Source organism: Propionivibrio sp., assembly GCF_016790145.1.
Lineage (GTDB): Bacteria > Pseudomonadota > Gammaproteobacteria > Burkholderiales > Rhodocyclaceae > Propionivibrio.
Genome location: NZ_JAEUOI010000071.1, coordinates 1 through 21391, shown reverse-complemented (window position 1 = coordinate 21391; position 21391 = coordinate 1). Strand labels below are relative to the sequence as shown.

Below are 21391 nucleotides of genomic sequence, written 5' to 3'. Positions count from 1 at the left end.
TCATACGCGGTCTGATTTTGATGCCCGAAATGTTCAACTTTCCTGCTTTTTCGGGAAAGCCACAACAGCGACTATCGAACCCTCTCGAACCTGAACTCGACCGCTGGCCGCCTGTCCTGGCCAAGCCCTGGGGGGTCGAGTTCTCATTCTCCGGCATCGAGATGTGATTCAGGCGGGCTGATGTTCATCGCGGATGTCTGTTCCTGACGACAAGTAAAACCTATGTAAATCATGATGTTGATTCGAAAGCTCTGATTTCATGTCGCCATCAGACGACAGGCCGGGTTTCGATTGATTCTCGAATTTATTCCTAACTTCATGATTTCATTTATAAAAATGAATAGGCCTGTTCTTTGCTTTGGTGGACTGTTATCCCAGATTCTCATCCGCCTTGGAGGTAATGCAAATGAATGCAAGCGCAAATGAAGACCAATTGGAAGTGCCTTGCTGTCCGGCGCTTGCCAAAGACACCGTGTGCGATGTTCTCGACTTCCACTATCGCACGCGGCACACCACCAATGTGACAGCGGGGGGGCGCCGGGTGCAGGTCGAAGTACTGATCCACGCCCGTCTGGAGCGTTGCCCGGGGCCGATGACCCTGGGAGATCTGGTCTACAGTACCACCTTGCTGCCCGGAGAGAAGGTTCGGCTATTTACGAGCGATCGCCGCACACGCTTCAGCGTGGATAGCGAAAGCAAGGTGAGTTACCGTCAAGAGCAAACGTCCGAGGAGCGTTTCTACCTGTCGAGTATGCACGATTTCATGTCCGACCTATCGGTGCGGGATTCGGGCAGCGCTAACTCCAGTAGCAAGGGGTCGGCACGGGGCCACGGAGAAACCAGCAGCGCGCTGGGTGCCATCTTCTCCGGGCCGTCGGTTGACGTGAGCGGTTCCTATGATGCGTCGTCGACGTCTTCGTTCCTGCGCGAGTTGAACCAGCACGCCAGCGCTTCGGACAGACGCTCCGAGACGGCCACACGGGCGGCCAGTTCGGTATCGGTCGGCGAAGTTTCCAGTCGCTCTCACTCCCAGGGGGAGTCGGAAGACCACTTCGAATCCTCGTCGCGTGAGTTTTCCAACCCCAACCGTTGCCATGCCGTCACCTATTTCTTCTATCAGATCAACAAGACCCAGACGGTAAAATTCAGCATTGTCGCCATTCAACGACGCGTGATTGACCCGGCGGCCGACACGCGCGTATCGAACAATCCCTTTGCTGCCGATGGCGGTGTTTCAGCGATTCCCAATGCCATACTGGCGACCGACGCGAGCCGCCTGAAAATCGAGGAGGTCGCTCGTGAAAGCGTGCTCGCCAGACAACGTGGGGAATTGGCAGGCATCAGTCGCGATGCCGTCAGTCCCGGCCTGACGCGTGCCTCCGCCCTGGAAAACGCTGCACAGCCCCTGCCTTCAGCGATCAAGACCCGCGCCTTGCAACAGGTCGATCAGGCGCTGATCAAGGAGGGCCTGCTCGACAAGCGTGGCAAGGTGTCGGAAGAACTGGTCGCAGAACTTTCGTTTGAACGCACCAGTTCGCTGCCCACACCCGGCCTGATGGTCAAGGGCTGCCTCGATGACTGCGATGTTTGCGAGCCGACCCTCGAAAAGGAAATCGAGCTTGAACTGGAGCGCAGGCAATTGCAGAACGATCTGCTCAAGAAGCAGATCGAGTTGCTTGAAAAATCGCAGGAGTATCGCTGCTGCCCGGCCGGTGGCGACGAACCTGCCACAGCTTAATCGCCCAAGCCGGATCTTTTGATTCCGCTGTTGCACTTCTGACTTGAATTCGCAAGTTCTTAACATCCCGCCAAGGAGATTCGCATGAAAACCACTGAACCCAGCCTGTTGGGTGTCGATCCCGACCAGATCAAACTTACCGCCCTTCAGGCCGAACGTCTGGGCGCCTTGAATGATGTTGACGCCGGAGAACTCATCGGCCTGAGCGTGGCGCAGATCAGCGAGAAGTTCCGTTTCAGGATCGACCCCATGCTGCTGTTCTTTCGCCGGATCTGCGGCAAGGTGGTCAAGAAGGATCCGGTTACCGGCATCGAGTACCCGGTGGCGTATGCGACAGTCCATGTCGAGGATACGGATTGTTCATTCCTGGGCTATTTCCCGGCGGCCGGGAAATACTCGTGGTATTTCCCCCTCAAGTGCCGGCGCGAAGTCATCGGTACCGTCAAGACCGACAAGTGCGGAAATTTCTGTGTGTACGTTCCGCGCTGGGATATCGACTGGATTCTCAAATGGCGCAAGGAACGCCTGTGCTTCCCGGTCATTTTCGAGAGGCCTTCACTGGCCGATATTCTTGAAGACCTGATTCCGCGCGAGGTGATTCCCTTCCCGTTTCCCCGGCCCGGCCCGGGCCCCGATCCGGCACCTTTCCTGCGCCATGATCGCGGACAACTGCTGGCCACCGTCGAACAGCGACTGGGGCGCGATACGGCACGGCGGCTGGGCGTCGCACTGAGCCGCCTGTCGTTCGGCGCGAGTACGCTCGACGTGATGGATCTGTTGCAGGACGATGCCTTTGAAATGCCTCTCGCCCCACCTTTGCCCAGCGAGTTTCGCATGGTCGATCACGTCATCGATCAGCGCAAGGGTGCGAGCAGCGCAGTGCAGCGTTTGTCGATGGAGGGCGTGCGCGCCAGCGTCGGTGCCCGCCTGAAGATGAATGCCGAGGCCTTGAGCAAGTTCGATTTGCGCCAGTTCATCGGACCGTTCCGTCGCTGTGTCGATATTTTTGTTCCGGAGTGGGTGCCGATCATTGATATCCCGGACATCACCTTCCGCGTCACCCAGGACGTCAATGGCGACGGTGTCGAAGAAACGATTTATTCCGAAGGGTTTTTCAGGGTTCGCTGGGACGCGAACAATCTGCCCCCCGTCAAACTGATTGCCTCGCCGATGGCCATCTCGATCCCGGAGTGCGGCGAGATCATCGATATCCCATGCGGCACCGTCCCTGCCATCTACCGTGCCGGACGGATGCCGGTGCGCGGCGACCCCAGCATGTACGACCCGGTGGCCGGCTATGCCTTGCGCCCGAATCGCCCGCACCCGGCCGGCAACCCCGTCGACCCCTTGCCCAATCCGGATGCCCGCTCGCCGTTCTATGGCGTGGTTCCGATCTACGGTTGTGTGGACGTAGGCACTACAGCGACCCAGTATCGACTGCTCGACAGCTACAATGGCGGCCCTTTTCTGCCCGTGCTTGATCAGTCCTGGTGGGTGACGCGACTGGATGCGGCAGGACTGGTGACGCAGTATCACCATGTGTTGCCCGCCGCCAACGGCTGGTATGACATAGTGATTCCGAAAGGCAGCAACCCGAATGATTGGGAGCCCCCCAAACTGGTGCTTGACTGGAACACCTATCAGACCGGCAATGGCAAGCATGTGCTCAGGATCGAGCTGGGCTCGGGGGGCGCACCGCTGACGCCACAGCCGGCCACGGATACGGTGGCGTTCAACGTGGACAATTCCTATCCGACCACGAGCTTCCAGGTCGACTACCGGAAAAATGGCGCGGGTCCCTTCCTGCCGCTGGTCTTCCCCTGCCCGGTCGTCAGGCGCGGCACGCTGGCGCAGAACCTCGAGTTCAGGGTCAGCTTTACGGCATCGGCAAACCATCTGCGCGATGTGTCGATGGGTGGCGGCGGCTGTGGTGGCGGAGAGATCATCTACGTTTCGGGCGCACCTGCCGACTGGTTTCCGGCACCGGCGCTCAACCCGACCTCTGTAGCCCACTGGCACGAAACACCCGGCGACAATTCAGTGGTCATCACCGCCTTTTTCAGTCTCGATGCCAGCGCACTTCAGGGCACCTATTCCTTCAGTGCCTGGGCCGCCAGCCGCGCCTTCAATCCGGCGGGTGGCGACAGTGGCCATCTCCAGACGCCGATGTATGAGTACGATCCATCGGATATCCACGTTACGCCGAGCTTTTTGTTTTCGGTGATCAACGCCGATTGAGCCCGCATAAGGAAGAAAGGAGTGCGCACCGGGAAGGCGGCTGGCTTCCCGTGCGTCCGGAAAATACGTGACAGACTGGTCTCCCTGGTTTCGCTTCCTCGTCGCGGTCTTGGCGACGTGGCGCCTGGTGCGTCTGGTGGCCAGGGAAGACGGGCCGTTCGAGATCATCGTCAAGTTGCGTACGCGCGCTGCGGACGGGTTTGCCGGGCAACTCATGGATTGTCCCTATTGCCTCAGCCTGTGGCTCGCGGCGCCGTTCGCCTGCGCGCTGGCCGATACAGTCGTAGCGTGGGTAGCGGCGTGGCTGGCTATCTCCGGCGGCGCTTCGTTCATCGAAAATCTGCTGGAGCGCCAGTCTGATCACCTCAAATGAAGCAGACCTGAAAAGGAGAATCACCATGTCATGTTGCGGACAAAAGCGTGCAGCAGCTTCCTCAATGTCAATCCACTGGCCACGGCCAGGTAATTCATCTCCAGCAACGAGGCCGGCTCCTGCTGCCGTTCGGAGTATAAGTCTGGATACGGGAGATCGTCGCGTTCGCTATCTCGGCGCTACGTCCCTTTCATTGACCGGGCCTCGAAGCGGGCGCGTTTATTATTTTGCGGAATCGGGTAGCACAGCGATCGTCGATGAGCAGGATGTCGACGCCTTGCTGCGCACCCGGCTCTTCGTTAGCGTGATAGTTGCACCAGCGACTCTCGAACCTCCCCTCGCCCTGTGAGAGAGGGGTCGGGGGTGAGGGAATCGGGCAGATCGGTAACATTCATATTGCGGGTTTGCGCCAAACCATCCCGTTAGTGACGCTATTTCATCGCTGCCGGGTAGATGGCCTCGAACCCTGCACTGAAAGTCTGTCTAGAGCAGGGTTTTACCGCGCGCGCTGCAGGTGGACGGGGCCGCTGTCGCCCGTGCTGGCGCCTCGATATTGGCCAAGCAGGTTCAGTCCATCCGGGCTGGCCAGCAGTACCGCCTGATAGGGATAGCCATTGAGCGTGTAGTCGAGGGTCAATTGGTTGCCCTGCAGCATGCCCCTGCCGGCCACCGGTCCATGCGGACTACGGCCCTGGATGGCTACCTGGAGGCCTTGCTGAACCAGACGATAATTCCCGCCCTCGGCGTCCTGCCAGTTTCCGCTCAGGGTGACTTCTGCCACTGGCGGGCGCCGGCCTTGATCGCCTCCGGGTCCACGACCCGGCGGATCATATGAATCTTCATTTGCGTTGTAAACGGCGATGATGACAATCAGCACACCGATGCCCCAGGCCCACTTGGTCCATGATCGGGATGACGATTTTTCCGGATTGGGCCGGAGAGGTATCGGTTCGGGTCGAGGTGGTTTCGGGGCGGGTGAGACATGCAATGCCTTGCTCAGTGTGTCCACCAGTTGCGAGACGTCGTATTCCCAGCGTTTGTCGGTCAACTCGATGGCGTTGCGTCGGGCCAGCGGCTTGAGATCTTCGGGCAGATCGTCGCTGCCGGGCATCTGGGCACCTTCCACCAGCACCGGAATCACCCTCACATCGCTGCGTTGCAGCGCCGTGCTTATCTCAAGACGGGTATAGTCATTGGGGTCATCCAGACGCCGGCGGCCGGCGGCATCCTGCAAACTCACCCAGCGCGGGCCGATGACCGCCAGCAGGATGGCGCACGATTGCAGGGCATGGCCGATGGCCTCGACGAAATCGACGCCCGGTTCGATGGTCTCGACATCCCGGAACAGAGGCACGTCGTGCATGTTCTCCTTGAGATGATCGGCCAGACGCCCGGCGGCACTTTGACTGTCCAGACGTCGATAGCTGATGAAGATACCTTGCATGTCTGCTCTCCTCGATAGTCAGAATGGATTAAGGATGGCAACACTCACGGGCTGGCGCGCACGGCGACGAATTCAAGCGGAGGGTGAAGGGAATAGCCGCCCTCGCTTTCCAGCGTGAAACGGATGCCCTCGGGAGTGACCTGGCCCGTATAGCGATGGGTAACGTCTTTCCAGGGGCTGTCGCTGCCCAGCATCTCCCGGCTGCGGGTGATGAAGCGCAGCCAGCCGGCCTCAAGACTTGCCTGCTCGATGGTCAGCCGACTGCTCAGATAGGTGGCGCTGCCATGCACTTGCTTGCCCAGCATTTTGAATTCAAATACCTCAGGGTATTCGTCGCCCCAGGCGTATTTGACCCGCGCTGTCCACCGGCCGGCGATTTCCACCGCTGGTTGTTGGTTGGTGGTGGGCACCGACTGCGGGCTGCCCGCTCTCTCCGGCAGGAAGCGCATCGCGGCAAACACGGCCAGCAAGACAAGAAGTGTTATCCCGGCCAGGATCAACCCGCCAGACCTGGCTTCGGGCTTCTTGTTGCCGATCGCTGGCAAGAGGTCGCGCAAACTGGTGACCAGACGTTCCACGTCGCTCCGCCAGCCTGCGTCGGACAACACCACTGCCTGGCGCCGTGCCAGACCGGCCAGGGCCGGCGGCAGGTCGGCCTCGGCTGGCATCAGCGCCCCACCGACCAGCACCGGGATGACCGGTTTGCCTGATTCAAGCCCGGCCAGAACCTCCAGCCGGACGAAATCACCGGGATCGTCCAGACGTCGAACGCCATTCCTGCTCGTTGTCAGCCAGGCCGGACCGATCATCACCAGCATCACGCCGACGCCATGGAGCTGCTTCTGAAGCGCGACGACAAAATCCTCTCCGGGTCGAATGTCTTCAATGTCGCGAAAGACATTGTCCGCACCGAAGGCCGAGCCCAGGGCATCGGCGAGCCGGCCGGCGAAACCGGCCTGGTCCTCGCGACGGTAACTGATGAACAGCGCTGGCATCGTTCACATCGCCTTGTCGAACAGGGCGGCCAGCACGCGAGCAGCCATCGCGCCATCCAGACGATCGGCGGGCAACCACTGGAAGCGAGCACTTGCGACCGGGTTGATCTCCGACTCGGCAACGTCGCGCGCCGTCTCACGGTCGTGCAGCACGATAACCCGGCGCAGGTGAGCGGCACCGGCCAGTACCCCCAGTTCGTGCCGGCAACCCTTGTTTTCCGCGCGGAATCCGCGCAAGTCCATGAGCACCAAATCGGCGCGTGCCACCAGCGCGCGCAAAGCCGTCTGCCAGGTGCTGTCGAAGCAATAGCACTCGTTGATCCGGTAGCGGCCATCCGGATCGGCCAGCCAGTCGAAGCCCTCGATGCGTTCTGTGACCTGTGCCGGGCTGGCGATGAAGCGCTCGGCCAGGGCGCCATTGAGATAGACGAACAGATCGTCCGCATCGAGAGTTCGGGTGAGCAGGTCGGTGCCGGCAATCAGCACGGTATTGCCGGTCAGCCGCCAGCGCTCGATGACCTGGTCGAATAGCCGCTCGACCTGCGCATCGCGCTGGAATACACGCAGCACGAGCAGGGTCGGCGGTCCCGGCGGTGGTGTCAGGGGGCCGCGCAGCCCGTACAGCAGCACGGGTAACCAGAGCCAGGCCAGAACCTGGACGAAGGCCACCCAGCCGACACTTTCCATTCCCGGTAGCGCGCTGGCAAACAGGATCAGGAACCAGTAGATGCCAATCAAGTAGCTCAGATCGGAAAAAAGCTTGGCCCGATAAGCGCCGGCCAGCCATTTGCCCAGTTTGAAGACCGGCCAGGCCATGACCAGCCAGGGTCCGAATGCAAAGAGCAACAGTGTGGGATAGGCCCCCAGAGTTTCCACCAGGTGGATGACCCAGGGAGCCGGATTGTTAACCGACTGCGTCAAGGCCTGCAAGGTCAGCACCGATGAAAAGGTGAGCAGCAGCGTCGGCGGCAGCAGATAGGGCGCTACCGCCCGAATGCGAGCGCTGGCGCCGATCAGCAAGGTGATCGTCATCGGGATGGCGACCTGACTGAACAGCCAGCCGCTCACCGAAGACAGGGTTTGCGCTTCGGTCGAACGGATCATCACCAGCACCAGCATCGCCAGCAGATACAGGGCGATACCGCCCAGGATGCGCAGCCATGACCAGCGCCGCGCCAGGCCCCAGGCCAGCACCATCGGCCAGGCATAGATCGCCCCGAGCACCAGCAGACGGTTCAAGCTAAATTCACTGTCATCATAGACAAAGAGCAGGGCCAGCCAGGACTGGGTCAGCGCAATGAACAGCGAAATCGCACCCAGACTAAGCATGAGCCGGATCGTGGCGTGCCGGTTGGCCATGAAATCCACGCCCGTAGCCCAGGTCCCGGCGCGCGCGTCCAGGGGGATAGTGGACTCGGTTACGCCGGCTGCCGGCTCGGGCGCCGTGCCACTGCTCATCAGCGCCAGCATGCGGCGCTGGTACAAGGCGGCAAGCACCCACGCCAGCGCCGCCGCCAGCAGCACGGCGGTGATCAGGATGAAGAAGACGGCGCCGGATGGGATCATTGCTCAGACCTCAGTCAATACCGGGAACTATACATGGATTGTCTGTTGCCCGAAAAAAGCCGTGGCCCGAGGCCAGGCTTCGCGCTCATTCCGGCGAAAGCCGGAATCCAGTACCTTCCTCTGATATTCATTACAACAATCGGATAAACGAGCTGGACCCCGGCGTCCGCCGGGGTGACGAGCGTGGAAATCAGTTAGTAATTATTTTTTTGAGACTCTCAGTCCGTCTGCACTTTCAACTTCGGCTTCATCGAAATCAATAAGCCTGCTGGCAAATCAGAGCTTGAGTGCAAAATCGTCGAGGTTGATTTTCAAAGCAAAGCGTAGCGCTGCTCGTCACGGCAAACTTACACACTTACCAGACACCCGAGCGAACCGCTTCCGCAGAGTGCGCCTGATCGGGAGTCGAGGGAATGCCGGGCAGCGAACGGGCCGCGAGTCTGGGGCTGTTTTTCAACAGACCGACTTCGTCGCTGAGGATATGTGCCGCTTCGTTCAGGAATACGTCCTTGGCATTTTTACGTGCTTTTTCAATTTTGAGTTCGCTCGCCAGAGTACGTTCGTCCGTCTGCAGTCCATCGTCCCGACGGTCAGGGCTGTTGTCCGATGCAGACTCCTGTCCGGCAACACCTTCCTGAACGCTCTTGCCCGCTTTCTTCCTTGCTTCGCGAGACGACAGCCGTGCCTCCTGCGCATCGCGCTCCTGGCGTCGTTCTGCCTCGTTCAGCGAAATCAGGTTTTTCTTGCGCCGAAGTTTGAATTCGGCGATGTCTTCCTGAAGGAAAATGAAATCCTTGTCGCTCTTGATCCGGGCTTCATGGCGTGCCTGGAGGAGGGGTTGCAGCGAGTTGAAATCACCTAGCGGAGAATAGTCTGCGGCCTTGACCTGCGCCCAGGGGAGCGCGTTGTCGAAACTCGATTCGCCACGACTGTCCGCATCGGAAAGTGTGGGGAAGCGAATGTCCGGCTGTACCCCGCGCAGTTGCGTCGTGCCCCCATTGATGCGGAAAAACTGGGCCACGGTCAATTTCAGGTCGCCAAATACTTTTTTGTCGTTTTTGGCGATCTGATCGAGATTCATCATGGTCTGGACAGTACCTTTGCCAAAAGTCGTTTCACCAATCAACAATCCCCGACCATAATCCTGAATGGCGGCGGCAAAGATTTCAGAGGCTGAGGCCGAGGACCTGTTAATCAGAACACCCAGGGGGCCATCCCAGGCGACTCCCGCCTGCTTGTCACTTTCCACGACGATCTCGCCCTGAGCATTGCGCTGTTGCACCACGGGCCCTTTGTCGATGAACAAGCCGGTGAGTTCAACGGCCTCGGTCAATGAACCGCCGCCGTTATTGCGCAAGTCGATCAGTACGCCATCGACCTTTTCCTTTTTTAGCTCGTCCAGCAGGCGTGCCACATCGCGGGTTGCGCTTTTGAAATTCTGCTCGCCTTTTTGACGAGCTTCAAAATCCTGATAGAAGGTGGGTAGCGATATCACGCCGATGCGACGAACGGCTTCGCCGTCCCGCACCGAAAGGATGGATTTTTTGGCCGCCTGCTGTTCCAGAGTGATTTTTTTCCGGACCAGTGACACCCGGGTGTGTTTGCCGTCTGGCCCGGCGTCCGCAGGAAGCACGTCGAGCACCACGACCGTGTCGGCCGCACCGCGAATCAAGGCAACGGTGTCATCCAGGCGCCAGCCGAGAACGTCGGTCATGACGCCACTCTGGCCTTGCGCCACGCCGAGTATGCGGTCTCCGATCTTGAGTTGGCCGGAGAGGGCAGCAGGACCACCCGGCACAAGTTCCCGAATTGTCGTGTAGTCATTTCTATCGGCCAGTACCGCACCTATTCCGACCATGGAAAGCTTCATCGATATGTCGAAATCCTCGGTGGTTCTCGGTCCCATGTAATTGGTGTGGGGTTCGATGGCCATCGTGTAGGCGTTCATGAATGACTGAAAGGCGTCTTCGCTCTTGATCCGGCCAATGCGTTTGAGCGATTGGCTGTAACGTTTATCAAGCGTCTCGACGATACTCTTGTTGTCTTTCCCGGCAAGCTTGAGCCGTAGCCAGTCATTCTTGACCCGTTTGCGCCACAGCTCGCGCATTTCAGCTTCCGATTTCGCCCAGGCGGCCTTTTCGCGTTCAAATTGATAGCTTTCCTTCTGCCGGAAATCAAAACCCTCCGCGAGCAAACCGCGGGCGTATGTAAAACGCTCGATATAGCGTTGAGCGTAAAGATTGAATATGGCGAAGGGAATGCCGAGGTCTTCATTGAGGATCGCATCATCGAGCCGGGTGCGAAGACCGGCCAGTTGGTCAATATCGGCTTGAACAAAAAAGAGCTTGTCGGAATCAAGCGACTTAAGATAACCGTCGAATATTTTCTCCGACAAGGCATCGTCGAGCGGCTTTGCCTTGTAGTGGTAACGGCTCAGCAATACCGCCGCCAGATGGGCTGCCTGCGCCTGTTGCTGCGCGGGCTTCAGCTCCGGAAGAAGCGGAGTTGCCGAGTCGAACGAAGCGGCATGCGCCACTGTCGCCAATGCAAAAACCAGGCACAGCAGTTTGTTTTTCAAGCGCGATCCATTTAGTGATATCAAAATTTCCCCAGCGGTGTAAAAGGATGGATGCTGTCAGCAAACGCCAAAGGGGCTCATGTGAGGTGATTCTGTTTCAATCCCTGATGAGGTGTGGACAAACATGTCAATCAAGAAACGCCTGTCAACACCGATAGCGCGATCATCGCCACTTGCGCCTTGAATTGGTCCCGATGTTGCTTGCGTTTCTTACCCATAGTTCTCGTTCCTTGCGCTCAGCCGGATTTGGCTGATCCGAGTGTCCGAAAAAGGCAATTGTCGCAAGGACTATTGGTGCCTGTCCAGAATACCTCATTGATCATATAAAGCCGTAAAAAAGTGGTAAAGAATATGCGGCTACCGCTACTGCGTCTGTTGAGTAATTGTCACGGTTCTGTAACGGCATGTTTCTACACGGGTAAAAGCAACGCTAACGTGAAAGTTCAAGGTCGTCTGACAAGCCATGACGAGTCAATTAAGGCCCTGATACCGAAGCACTGCCACGCAGCGTCAGCGTCCAGTCGGAATGCATGACTAAAGAATATCGAACCTGCGACACCGCAATCTGGCCAGCGTCTTTTGTGGGGCTGCTCCTCTAAGCTTTGCAGCCGTTCGGCAAAGTCTCGCAACCGGCAGCTAGCCTGGCACCAGCCAGGCGGCGCCGCCGCGCCTTGCGCTACATCCCGCACAGAGACCGTCGCGCCCATGAAATGAATGCCGACACCCCCCTCGCCCTCACATTCCTCCCGTGATGCGTAGCATGTCCATATGTCAATTGACGGTTATGTGAGACCGCACTTACATTTGTTGTCAGCACCACGCCGAATCGAAAGCCGAGTCTTGAAAGAAGTGTTCGCTCTTCAGATCAAGGACGCGCGGAGCAAATTCAGTACTGGTCTTCATATTGTCGGAGAGAGATGGCTATGCCGGTTCGTATTGAACGCTGTGATCGTGTGGTGACTGTAATTCTTTCGCGCCCGGAATTCAGAAATGCTGTCGACCCGGATCATGCCGACGCACTCCACGATGCGTTCCTGGTTTTCGATTCTGATGACACTGCAGATGTCGCCGTCCTCTGGGGAGAGGGCGATGCGTTCTGCGCAGGAGCGGATTTGAAAAGTCTTGCCAAGCGTGGAATCGCAACTCCCGAGAACAGGCATTCGCACAGATCCTTGGAGTTTCCGACCAATGGCGGGTCGATACCTCGCGGACCGATGGGACCTTCACGATTGAATCTGCGCAAGCCGGTCATCGCGGCAATCGAAGGACCGGCAGTCGCCGGTGGTATGGAGTTGGCGCTTTGGGCAGACTGCCGCATCATGGCCGAGGATGCATATATGGGGGTCTATTGTCGGCGATGGGGGGTGCCACTTTCTGACGGCGGTACGGTGCGGCTTCCACGACTGGTGGGTCAGGGCCGGGCTCTCGAAATTATCATGACAGGACGCAAAGTGGATGCAGCAGAATGCCTGCGCATCGGCCTTTGTGAACTGGTGGTCGCAAAAGGGGAGGCGCGTCGTGCCGCAGAAGCCATGGCGCGACAGATTGCCCAGTTTCCCCAGATTTGCGTTCGAGCAGATCGCAGAGCTGTCAATTTGCAGCATGGCTTGCCCGAGCACCTCGCATTGGAGCGGGAGTGGGCCAATTGCTCGGGAGTATTCGCCGCAGGGGGCGCCGAGGGTGCTGCAAAGTTTGCTGCCGGCACAGGGCGGCATGGTGATTTTGGTGCGGCGACGGCATAGATGTCGAATCAGCAGGACTAGCGGGCATGGCCCTGGTAACGGCTTCCATCTTGGCGGCCTTGAGGTTCGAAATCGCCGTAGGTGAGGTCGTTCTTGTAGCGGGTGTCGTAACGGGAGATGTCGCGTTGGCGATCGCCGAGGTTGTTCAGGGCATGCTCGAAGTGCCGGGAAGAAATTATCGTTCGAGATCGACGGCAATGAAGCGCGGGCTGTTGTCGATGTACTTGTAGCGGGATGAAGAACTCTCCGGGAGGACATGTGCTTTGCGTCTCGTTATTCCAATTGGTTCACGGCAGGATTTATGACTATTCAGACTTTTTCTACAACTTCGTTAGCCTTCACCCTCCAAAGGAGCAACAATGCAGCTCATCGGAATGCTTGACTCTCCCTACGTTCGCCGCGTAGCGATCTCTATGCAATTGCTGGGCCTTCGCTTCGACCACCGATCAGTCTCCGTCTTCAGTAACTTCGCACAATTTCAGCAAATCAACCCGGTCGTCAAAGCGCCTACGTTGGTTTGCGACGATGGCGACGTGTTGATGGATTCGACTCTGATCCTTCAGTACGCCGAGGCGCTTTCAGCATCGAGAAAAAGCCTGCTGCCGGCAAGTATCAATGAACTCCAGCACGCCTTAAGTACTATCGGGCTTGCACTTGCCGCGTGTGAGAAAAGTGTCCAAATTGTCTATGAACATAAATTGCGACCGGCAGCGAAACAGCATGAGCCTTGGATAACCCGCATAACCGGACAGCTTTTGGCAGTGTACGTTGCTCTTGAGGCAGACCTAAAACTTCGGCCGCTCGAAGTGACCAGTACGAGCATCAATCAAGCGGGGGTGAGTGTAGCCGTCGCGTGGCATTTCACACAAAACATGCTCCCGGAAATCGTTCGCGCAGCTGAGTATCCCGCTTTGCAGGAGTTCTCGGCGAATGCCGAAACACTGCCGGAGTTCATTGCTGCACCACATGGGTCAAGTACTTACCACCATGTTGGCTAACCTTTTTTCCAAGGGACGCACCGCGATGAAGCCGCGTCGCGCCCCCTGGAGGAGTTGTCGGTACTCCAGGTCGATGGCCTTCAACACAATCACCCCTATTCGGATCCGCTGATCATCGAACTTGCCCGACGTCATCAGTCGATTTGGAGCTGAAGTGAATTCCGAATCATCCTCGCCTGTGGTGTTCCGAGTCGGTGGCTATGTCGGAACGCCCGTTGTCCCTCAACAAAGGAGATTGCAGTGCCTATTCTGATCGTCAAACTTTGCACCACACCGACACCGGAAATTTCTCGATGCGTCGCGGCGGCACTAACCGACCTGACGGTTGAGATTCTCAAGAAGAAGCGAGAGCTCACGGCGGTTGCGATTGAATACGTTCCAGCGGCAGAGTGGTTCATTGCGGGTAAGACTCTCGCATCTCAGCCTCACGGTACGTTTCATCTCGACATCAAGGTTACGGAGGGAACCAACACAAAGGACGAGAAGGCGCACTTCGTCAGCCGTGTTTTTGCGGCCTTGGAAGAGATTATCGGCCCGCTTGCCCCAGCCAGCTACATCGTGGTTCACGATGTTCGTGGCGACTCTTGGGGCTATCAGGGGCAAACTCAGGAATATCGCTATGTTCGCAGCAAGTCGCTTTAGGGCCAACCCATCGTTCCAGTGAGTGCTGCGCGATGAAGGCGCGCAGCACTCACTGAACTCAAACGCCTTGAATCCGCTTGCATTCTTCCTTGGTCGGCATGGCTACCGCGCTGGCTGCGCTTGCCCAGAACCCGGCAAGCAGTCCTTAAAAGTGCTGGCCACTCCAAGGTGCCTTAACTTGATCGCAAACAGGAGGTCGCAACCGTGTCTACACACACCACGCTAACCAGCATCACGCTTCCGCAGCTTGCCGAGATGCATCGGAGCGGCGAAAAGATCGCGGTCCTGACTGCCTATGACGCTAGCTTTGCCGCGCTGTGCGATTCGAATGGCGTTGAAGTGATTATCGTCGGCGACTCTCTGGGCATGGTTCTCCAGGGTCATGGCTCAACCCTGCCGGTGACCTTGAGTGATATCGCCTATCACGTTGCTGCCGTGAAGCGTGGCTGTCGCCGCCCACTGATCATTGCCGACATGCCCTTCGGTTCCTTCCAGGAATCGCCAGAACAGGCTTTCCGCAACGCCGTAGTGCTGATGTCTGCAGGCGCCCACATGGTGAAACTGGAGGGCGGAAACCTGATGGTCGAGACGACGCAATTCCTTGTGCACCGGGGCATACCTGTTTGTGGCCACCTTGGTCTGACTCCGCAATCCGTAAACTCGCTCGGGGGCTACAAAATTCAGGGGCGCAATGAAGAGCAGGCCCAACAGTTGGTCGAAGACGCTGCCACGCTTGCCGCTGCAGGTGCCGGCCTTCTTGTTCTTGAAGCAATTCCAAATTCAGTGACCTCCCGGATCTTTAAGCAGATAAGCATCCCGACGATCGGAATAGGCGCCGGCCCGGAGTGCTCAGGTCAAGTGCTTGTACTTCACGACATGCTCGGGATTACTCCGGGAAAGAAGGCAAGGTTCGTCAAGGATTTCATGGCGGAATCGTCATCGATCGGTGGGGCCATTGCTGCTTATGTAAAGGCGGTCAAGGAAGGAAGCTATCCAGCTCCCGGGCATTGTTACTGAAATAAAATATTCCATTAAGCCGCGATTTGATAGCTCCAATGGGGCACGATTTGTCAATCGTTAAAACACAATAACACGAGCTAATCTGATCATTTTAAAAGATGGTTTGCACAGGCTATTGATCTCCCGGTTCAAGGGCTCTTCACGGCAATCGGCATCACTGATAATCCAAAGAGGTGATTCATGTCTTCTGTATTTTTGCGTACCGAGTCTTTTTGCCATCGCTTCGGGGTGAAGCTTCCGATTCTTCTTGCGCCGATGGCAGGGGCATGCGCGCCATCGCTATCCGTGGCGGTGATGCGCGCCGGCGGTCTGGGTTCCTGCGGCGCGTTGATGATGAGCCCGACAGAAATCGTCGCATGGGCGACGAAGGTCCACGCCGGCTCCGACGGTCCTTTCCAGATCAATCTCTGGATTCCCGATCCTGTACCCATGCGCGACTCAGGAAAAGAGAAGGCGGTACGCGATTTTCTGGCGAAATGGGGCCCACGGGTTGAACCCAGTGCTGGGGATGCTTTGCCCCCCGACTTTTCTGACCAGTGCAACGCCTTGCTGGAAACTGCTCCTCCCATTGTTTCCTCGGTTATGGGACTGTTTCCCCCGGAATTCGTCAAGCAACTCAAGTCCAGACAGATTGCATGGTTTGCCAATGTTTCGACGCTTGCCGAGGCACGCGCCGCGGAAGCGGCCGGAGCGGACGCGATCGTCGCCCAGGGGATGGAGGCCGGCGGTCATCGAGGCTGCTTTGACCAAGCGGCAGCGGAACGCCAGATGATTGGACTATTCTCACTCCTGCCGGCCATTGTGGATTCGGTCGGCATCCCGGTGGTGGCCACCGGCGGTATTGCTGATGGGCGCGGCGTTGCTGCTGCATTGGCTTTGGGTGCCAGTGCCGCCCAGATCGGCACGGGCTTCCTGCGCTGCCCGGAAGCCAACATTCATCCGGCATGGGCGGCCGCCTTGGCGACGACGGCCCCCGAAGACACCATGATCACTCGCGCCTTCAGTGGCCGAGCCGGGCGGAGCATCGCTACCGCCTATGTACGCGCGGCAGCGGAATCCGCAGCGCCTGTTCCTGCTCCCTATCCTGTACAACGAGGGCTCACCGCAGCGATGCGTGCCGAATCGATCAATACTGGCGACATCGAGCGCATGCAGGCTTGGGCTGGTCAATCTGCTGCACTGGGCCGTACCCAGTCGGCGGGTGCGATGGTGGGCGAACTATGGGACAGTGCGTGTCAGTTCCTTGCATAATGTTTTGCTTGCCATGGTGGCTATGCTCTGTTGCCAACTCCACCGCATAGCCAGCTTGGTCAGGACAGCACGTGGCCTCTTCAATCGAGCCGCCAAGAATTCCTGTGGCCGCCCCCTCCGGCAGGGTGTCGGCGACTGCCGCGGGGTTGTCGCCAAAACCGTTTTCAAGATCAGCACTGACGGTAAGGCTGGTCACAGATACGATTTCGCGGATGTATTTCATCTTCTTCGAGCGGCCTGCCGCAAATTACGGAGCGCCTTGCGAAAAGGCATAGCCAGCGCCGGTCGTGCTCAAGGGCCGAAAGGCCAAGCGATTCCAGGAGACGCGCAGAGCCGGCATCCCATGGATTCGGGATCAGGAATGGCGGCCCCTGGCGGAGCGTTTGAAATGGGGCTTCCAGCGTGTTCTGCCTGCCCATTGACCTCTCCAGCGGCATCAGGAACTGTAAAGGTTCCTTGCATCATTCGCCCGACACATCCTGCTGTCAGCGCGACGGACCCACCATCACGCCAGCGAACTGGCATAGTCGATGGCGTCTTCGAGGCGATCATTGCCCCAGAACATTTCGTCGCCGACAAAGAACATCGGAGCACCAAAGATTCCCCGGGCCGCCGCTGTTTCGGTTGCCTGACGCAAACGAGCCTTGTTTTCGTCGGACTGTGCTTGTGCAATTACTTCGTCAGCGGCAACGTCAATCGCGGCAAGAACTTCCCTTACCGCGTCTTCTGATTCGATATCCTTGTCGTCGGCGAAATTGCGCACCATTGTCGCGCGAACAAAATGCCCGATCCATGGCTTCTCCATGCCCAGAGCGGCGACCCGCAGCGGGAGTATCGCCTTTCGCGGAAATGTCGTCGGCTGCGTCCACGCCACATCAAACTTCCGCGCCTGACGTTCCATGTCCTTCCAGGTGTAAGCCCCCTTCTGCTTCTGTAATACAAACGGCGAGGAATTCCAGCCAAAGGACTGGAAGATCGGACCCAGCAAGAAAGGTCGCCAGGCGACTTCGATACCGGATTTGCTTGCAAGATCATCGATGCGCATGGCGCTGAGATAGCTGTAATTGCTGCCGAAGTCGAACCAGAACTCGACCTTCCGCTTGGTTATTTCTTTGGCGGGTTGAATCATTGGGCTCTCCGGTATCGGTTGGTCAAGGCTGTTGCGGGGTGAGTTCAATCAAAGATCGCGAGGCAGCGCACTTCAATGCTTTCGCGTAGCGGGGTGGCTTCGGTCGCTTCGGGGTGATCGAAGGCTGCATGCGGGGTAAAGCGCGATACGCTGTTGATCAACGAGTCGTACTGCTTGAAGACAAGTGCCTCGTTGCGATGCATCGCCGAGTAGTAGTACCAGCGATGCCGGTTCGAATGACGCACCAGATACAATTCGCCGTTGCGCGACTGATAGCGGATTTCGCCAGCCACGAGGTCGCCTGCTCCGAGCGAGCGAGCATCGCACACCGCAAGGGGAGTATCCAGGATGGGGCCTTTGATCGAGCGCCAGACATTGACGATCGCGAAGCGCTCGATGGACTCGGCCAGACGCTGGTCCTGCAATACCAGATTGAGCCGCTTTTGCCCTGTTTCCTCGGAGTAGTCGACATGAACCCGGCCGACGGCACCGGGCTTACTTCCGTCACCGGCTCTGCCGAATGAAAGCAAAGGACGCCCTGCTTCACGCTGTCGAACCTGATGATCAAAAACGATGACGGTTGAGGCGCCGGTTGAGGCTTTTACCAGTGCTGAAGCCTCCGAATAGTATTTGGACGAAACCTCCTTGTCGTTCCGAAAATCAACAACCTCTGTTGGTGCCTCCCAGAGTTCAAATCCCGCGACATCGATCTTTGGCTGAGGCGCAAGATGGCGTGCGTCCATAATCGGCATCGAAACCAGTTCAAATTCGCAGTTCTGCCGCTTGATGCCGGCCGCCGGTTCGTACATGTAGGTGATGGGCTTGCCATCGCTGTGCTTGAGGTAGCCCAGTTCAGCCACAAGCGAAGGCAACAAGCGGGTCCTGGGCGTGTATCTTAACCTGGCATTGAGGGACAGTTGGCCGGGAACCGATGAAACCCCAATCGGATGGCTACCCGATGGTAGAAATGCGGATGAAGCAGCGACTGACATAATTCCTCCCATGCGTTGGCAACCCAACGGGTTTGGCACGGTCCCCGACCCGGCGACAAGCCAGGCTTGTCTGTGGCGCATGGGAAACGTTACAGGGAGGAAGTGTAATTCCTTATTTCACTGCATCTCAAACGACAAATATTTATCCTGACATGACTAGTATGAATGCGTCTCACATTACTCGAGCGCTGCCGACATCCGGCATGCAACTTCCTGGATCCAGTCGGCAACCATTTTGACCTCTTCCCTGGGTTGCGGATCCGCGACCACCAACCAATAGGCATAGTCGCTTCCAGAGTGCTTTTGCGACGGCGCGAGGGAGATCAGGCGCCCGTCCGCCAAGAGCGGTTCTATAAGTTTTAGTCGTCCTAGTGCAATGCCCTGGCCCGCCAGTGCGGCATGAATCACCAGGTCATACCGATTGAAGCGGATAATTCCCTTTGGCTTCACTCTTCCCCAACCTTCGGAGTCAAGCCATTCGTTCCACTGTAGCCATGGCCCCCGTGGATCGTCGTATTCTAGAAGGACATGTTTTGAAATTGCCTCAGCCGATTTGAGCTTCGTTATTCCGAGGGATGGATGAGCCACCGGTGCAATCGTCTCCCCGAACAGGCGTATCGCTCCTGCGGGTGCTTTCGCTGGAGCGCAGTAACGAAGCGCGAGATCCATTCCCTCGGCTTTCATGTCGACGATGCGATTGGTTGCCGCAAGGCGGACATCGATGCCGGGCCATTGCGTTTGAAATTCGCCCAGTTGAGGCAGCAACCACAGGCCGGCGACGCCAACGCTTGATGTAACAGTGACGGGCCGACGTCCCCGGGGGATGATCAGGCTGGCAAAAACGTCCTGAAGCTGTTGCACGGCTCCGTCGGCACTTCGAAACAGGTGTTCTCCTTCGACGGTAAATGAAATTGAGCGATGACCCCGAAGAAACAGTTTCACGCCAAGAATTTCCTCCAGTCCGTGGATTTGTCGACTCACAGCCGACTGCGTAAGGCAGAGATCGTCTGCGGCGATCGTAATGCTCATTCGGCGACCAACTGCGACAAAGCCCCGCACAAGATCAAGGGAAGGAAGTCGTGATAACGGAATAGACATGCGCAACCCTCATGTGTGCCAACAAAAAACTCGTTTGAACGGGCACTCAATAGCCTATTAAATAAGCTTGGTGATTTGGCTCGGCGTATTAATACAAATGCGCCCAGATCATGCCATGACAGCCATGGCCAGGCAAGCAGGCGAACCGCTGCCCGAGGAACACAGGTGTCAGATGTTGGTATCCGCACCACCTTCCACGATGAACGCCGCTGGTCTACTTCGGAGGAATAGATGCACAGGCAACACTCAATCTGGACGAATCCGCTTGCCCTGGTCATCGCCGGTGGCGTGTTGATGGGTGTTGCACTTGGCATTCGCCATACGCAGGGACTGTTCCTGATACCGATCACGATGGATCGATCCTGGTCTCGCGAGGCATTCGGTTTTGCGATCGCCCTCCAGAATTTGATCTGGGGTGTGGCCCAACCGTTTACGGGGATGGTGGCTGATCGTTTTGGATCGGCAAAGGTCATGGCTGTCGGAGTGGCGTCCTACACACTGGGCCTGTTCCTGATGTCTGGTGCGGCAAACCCGGTCGGGTTCACCCTTTCTGCCGGAGGACTCATTGGCCTTGGTTTGTCCGGTACCGCAATTGGCGCAGTCTATGGCGCGTTGAGCCGGATGATCCCACCCGATAGGCGTAGCTGGGCGTTGGGTCTCGCTGGAGCGATCGGCGGTCTGGGTCAGTTTACGATGGTTCCGCTGGTGCAAAGTCTTATCGACACGCTCGGGTGGGCAACAGCGCTTGTAGTTCTTGGCACTGCGATGGCCGCTCTGCTGCCGCTGACTTTCCATTTTCAGGATCGCACTTCGCCAACCATGGCACAAGATCTTCATCATTCACATCTTCAGCAATCAATGCCGGCGGCCTTGAAGGAAGCGTTTTCCCACCGTGGATTCTGGCTCTTGAGCCTTGGATTCTTTGCTTGCGGGTTTCAACTCGCTTTCATTGCATCGCATCTTCCGTCCTATCTCATGGACAAGGGACTGGGCGCCAGTGACGCGGTGGCAGGTCTTGCCATCATTGCGCTTACAAATGTTCCGGGAACCTATTTTTGCGGCCATCTCGGCGGTTTGCTCCGCAGAAAGTACCTGCTGAGCGGTCTCTATATCGTACGCTCCGCTGCGATGATCCTCTTCGTTCTGTCGCCGCTATCGAGCTATTCGCTCTATGCGTTCTGCGCGGTGGCAGGATTCTTTTGGCTGGGCACCGTACCGCTGACTAATGGTCTCGTGTCGCAGGTATTTGGCGTGCGCTATGTCGCCACGCTGTTCGGCTTCGTGTTCTTCTGGCATCAGTTGGGTTCTTCCCTGGGTGTCTGGCTGGGTGGCTACGTTTTCGACGCCACCCGATCATACGACTTGATGTGGGCAGGCTCGATCCTGATCGGGCTTGTAGCAGCCGCACTTCATTACCCTATTGACGATCGGGAGATAGTCCGCAGTCCGCTGGCAGCGGGTGTCGCATGACGAGCCAAACCAGGAATATTGCAATCCGAGGGATCACATGGATTGCGATCGGTGCTTGCTTGTACGGGGTATTCACTTCCTACCTGTCACCGTCGATCACAATGTCGGTTCTACAAC

The 21391-nt window shown here is 57.7% G+C and carries 17 protein-coding genes and 1 pseudogene; 10 read left to right on the top strand and 8 right to left on the bottom strand.

Annotation, left to right across the window (positions count from 1 at the left end; translation table 11 throughout):
- The first annotated feature begins 406 nt into the window (after positions 1 to 406).
- The 3 genes from JNM42_RS06330 (at position 407) to JNM42_RS06320 (ending at position 4349) form a co-directional block, all read left to right on the top strand.
- Positions 407 to 1738: a hypothetical protein gene (locus JNM42_RS06330; RefSeq protein WP_294267788.1), complete on the top strand. Its 1332-nt coding sequence runs from the start codon at positions 407 to 409 to the stop codon at positions 1736 to 1738.
- An 84-nt stretch (positions 1739 to 1822) separates the two neighbouring features.
- A complete protein-coding gene (locus tag JNM42_RS06325; protein ID WP_294267786.1) occupies positions 1823 to 3976 on the top strand; it encodes a hypothetical protein in 2154 nt (717 codons plus the stop codon).
- A gap of 67 nt (positions 3977 to 4043) precedes the next feature.
- A complete protein-coding gene (locus JNM42_RS06320; RefSeq protein WP_294267784.1) occupies positions 4044 to 4349 on the top strand; it encodes a DUF1360 domain-containing protein in 306 nt (101 codons plus the stop codon).
- A 496-nt stretch (positions 4350 to 4845) separates the two neighbouring features.
- On the opposite strand, the gene JNM42_RS06315 is transcribed toward JNM42_RS06320, so the two are convergent.
- The 4 genes from JNM42_RS06315 to JNM42_RS06300 all read right to left on the bottom strand — a co-directional run bounded on the left by JNM42_RS06315 (position 4846) and on the right by JNM42_RS06300 (position 10932).
- Complete coding sequence (locus JNM42_RS06315) at positions 4846 to 5793, bottom strand: toll/interleukin-1 receptor domain-containing protein (protein WP_294267783.1); 948 nt, start codon at positions 5791 to 5793, stop codon at positions 4846 to 4848.
- A gap of 44 nt (positions 5794 to 5837) precedes the next feature.
- Positions 5838 to 6788: a toll/interleukin-1 receptor domain-containing protein gene (locus JNM42_RS06310; RefSeq protein ID WP_294267781.1), complete on the bottom strand. Its 951-nt coding sequence runs from the start codon at positions 6786 to 6788 to the stop codon at positions 5838 to 5840.
- Between the two features lie 3 nt (positions 6789 to 6791).
- Entirely contained in the window at positions 6792 to 8354 is a 1563-nt protein-coding gene (locus JNM42_RS06305; protein WP_294267779.1) for a hypothetical protein, read from the bottom strand.
- 355 nt (positions 8355 to 8709) lie between these two features.
- A complete protein-coding gene (locus JNM42_RS06300; RefSeq protein ID WP_294267777.1) occupies positions 8710 to 10932 on the bottom strand; it encodes a carboxy terminal-processing peptidase in 2223 nt (740 codons plus the stop codon).
- Positions 10933 to 11849: 917 nt separating this feature from the next.
- On the opposite strand from JNM42_RS06300, the gene JNM42_RS06295 reads away from it, so the two are divergent.
- From JNM42_RS06295 to JNM42_RS06270, 6 genes are all read left to right on the top strand, one after another.
- Positions 11850 to 12674: a crotonase/enoyl-CoA hydratase family protein gene (locus JNM42_RS06295; protein WP_294267775.1), complete on the top strand. Its 825-nt coding sequence runs from the start codon at positions 11850 to 11852 to the stop codon at positions 12672 to 12674.
- Positions 12675 to 12700: 26 nt separating this feature from the next.
- Positions 12701 to 12904, top strand: coding sequence for a hypothetical protein (locus JNM42_RS06290; protein WP_294267774.1), 204 nt, complete (start codon positions 12701 to 12703; stop codon positions 12902 to 12904).
- A 129-nt stretch (positions 12905 to 13033) separates the two neighbouring features.
- Positions 13034 to 13672 (top strand): glutathione S-transferase, encoded by a 639-nt coding sequence (locus JNM42_RS06285; protein WP_294267772.1) that lies wholly within the window; start codon positions 13034 to 13036, stop codon positions 13670 to 13672.
- Between the two features lie 240 nt (positions 13673 to 13912).
- The gene (locus JNM42_RS06280; RefSeq protein WP_294267770.1) at positions 13913 to 14314 is read left to right on the top strand and encodes a tautomerase family protein; all 402 of its coding nucleotides are present in this window, start codon (positions 13913 to 13915) and stop codon (positions 14312 to 14314) included.
- 204 nt (positions 14315 to 14518) lie between these two features.
- Complete coding sequence (gene panB, locus JNM42_RS06275; RefSeq protein WP_294267768.1) at positions 14519 to 15331, top strand: 3-methyl-2-oxobutanoate hydroxymethyltransferase; 813 nt, start codon at positions 14519 to 14521, stop codon at positions 15329 to 15331.
- A 183-nt stretch (positions 15332 to 15514) separates the two neighbouring features.
- Positions 15515 to 16585, top strand: a complete 1071-nt coding sequence (locus JNM42_RS06270) for a nitronate monooxygenase (protein ID WP_294267766.1) — start codon at positions 15515 to 15517, stop codon at positions 16583 to 16585.
- Between the two features lie 13 nt (positions 16586 to 16598).
- On the opposite strand, the pseudogene JNM42_RS19430 reads toward JNM42_RS06270, so the two are convergent.
- The 4 genes and pseudogenes from JNM42_RS19430 to JNM42_RS06255 form a co-directional block, all read right to left on the bottom strand.
- Positions 16599 to 16808 (bottom strand): annotated as a pseudogene (locus JNM42_RS19430) (isocitrate lyase/phosphoenolpyruvate mutase family protein); the annotation flags it as partial.
- A 282-nt stretch (positions 16809 to 17090) separates the two neighbouring features.
- Positions 17091 to 17714 (bottom strand): 2-hydroxychromene-2-carboxylate isomerase, encoded by a 624-nt coding sequence (locus JNM42_RS06265; RefSeq protein ID WP_294267763.1) that lies wholly within the window; start codon positions 17712 to 17714, stop codon positions 17091 to 17093.
- 44 nt (positions 17715 to 17758) lie between these two features.
- A complete protein-coding gene (locus JNM42_RS06260; protein ID WP_294267762.1) occupies positions 17759 to 18586 on the bottom strand; it encodes a CmcJ/NvfI family oxidoreductase in 828 nt (275 codons plus the stop codon).
- A 297-nt stretch (positions 18587 to 18883) separates the two neighbouring features.
- The gene (locus JNM42_RS06255; RefSeq protein ID WP_294267760.1) at positions 18884 to 19804 is read right to left on the bottom strand and encodes a LysR substrate-binding domain-containing protein; all 921 of its coding nucleotides are present in this window, start codon (positions 19802 to 19804) and stop codon (positions 18884 to 18886) included.
- 294 nt (positions 19805 to 20098) lie between these two features.
- On the opposite strand from JNM42_RS06255, the gene JNM42_RS06250 reads away from it, so the two are divergent.
- Positions 20099 to 21274: an MFS transporter gene (locus JNM42_RS06250; protein WP_294267757.1), complete on the top strand. Its 1176-nt coding sequence runs from the start codon at positions 20099 to 20101 to the stop codon at positions 21272 to 21274.
- The last annotated feature ends 117 nt before the right edge of the window (positions 21275 to 21391 follow it).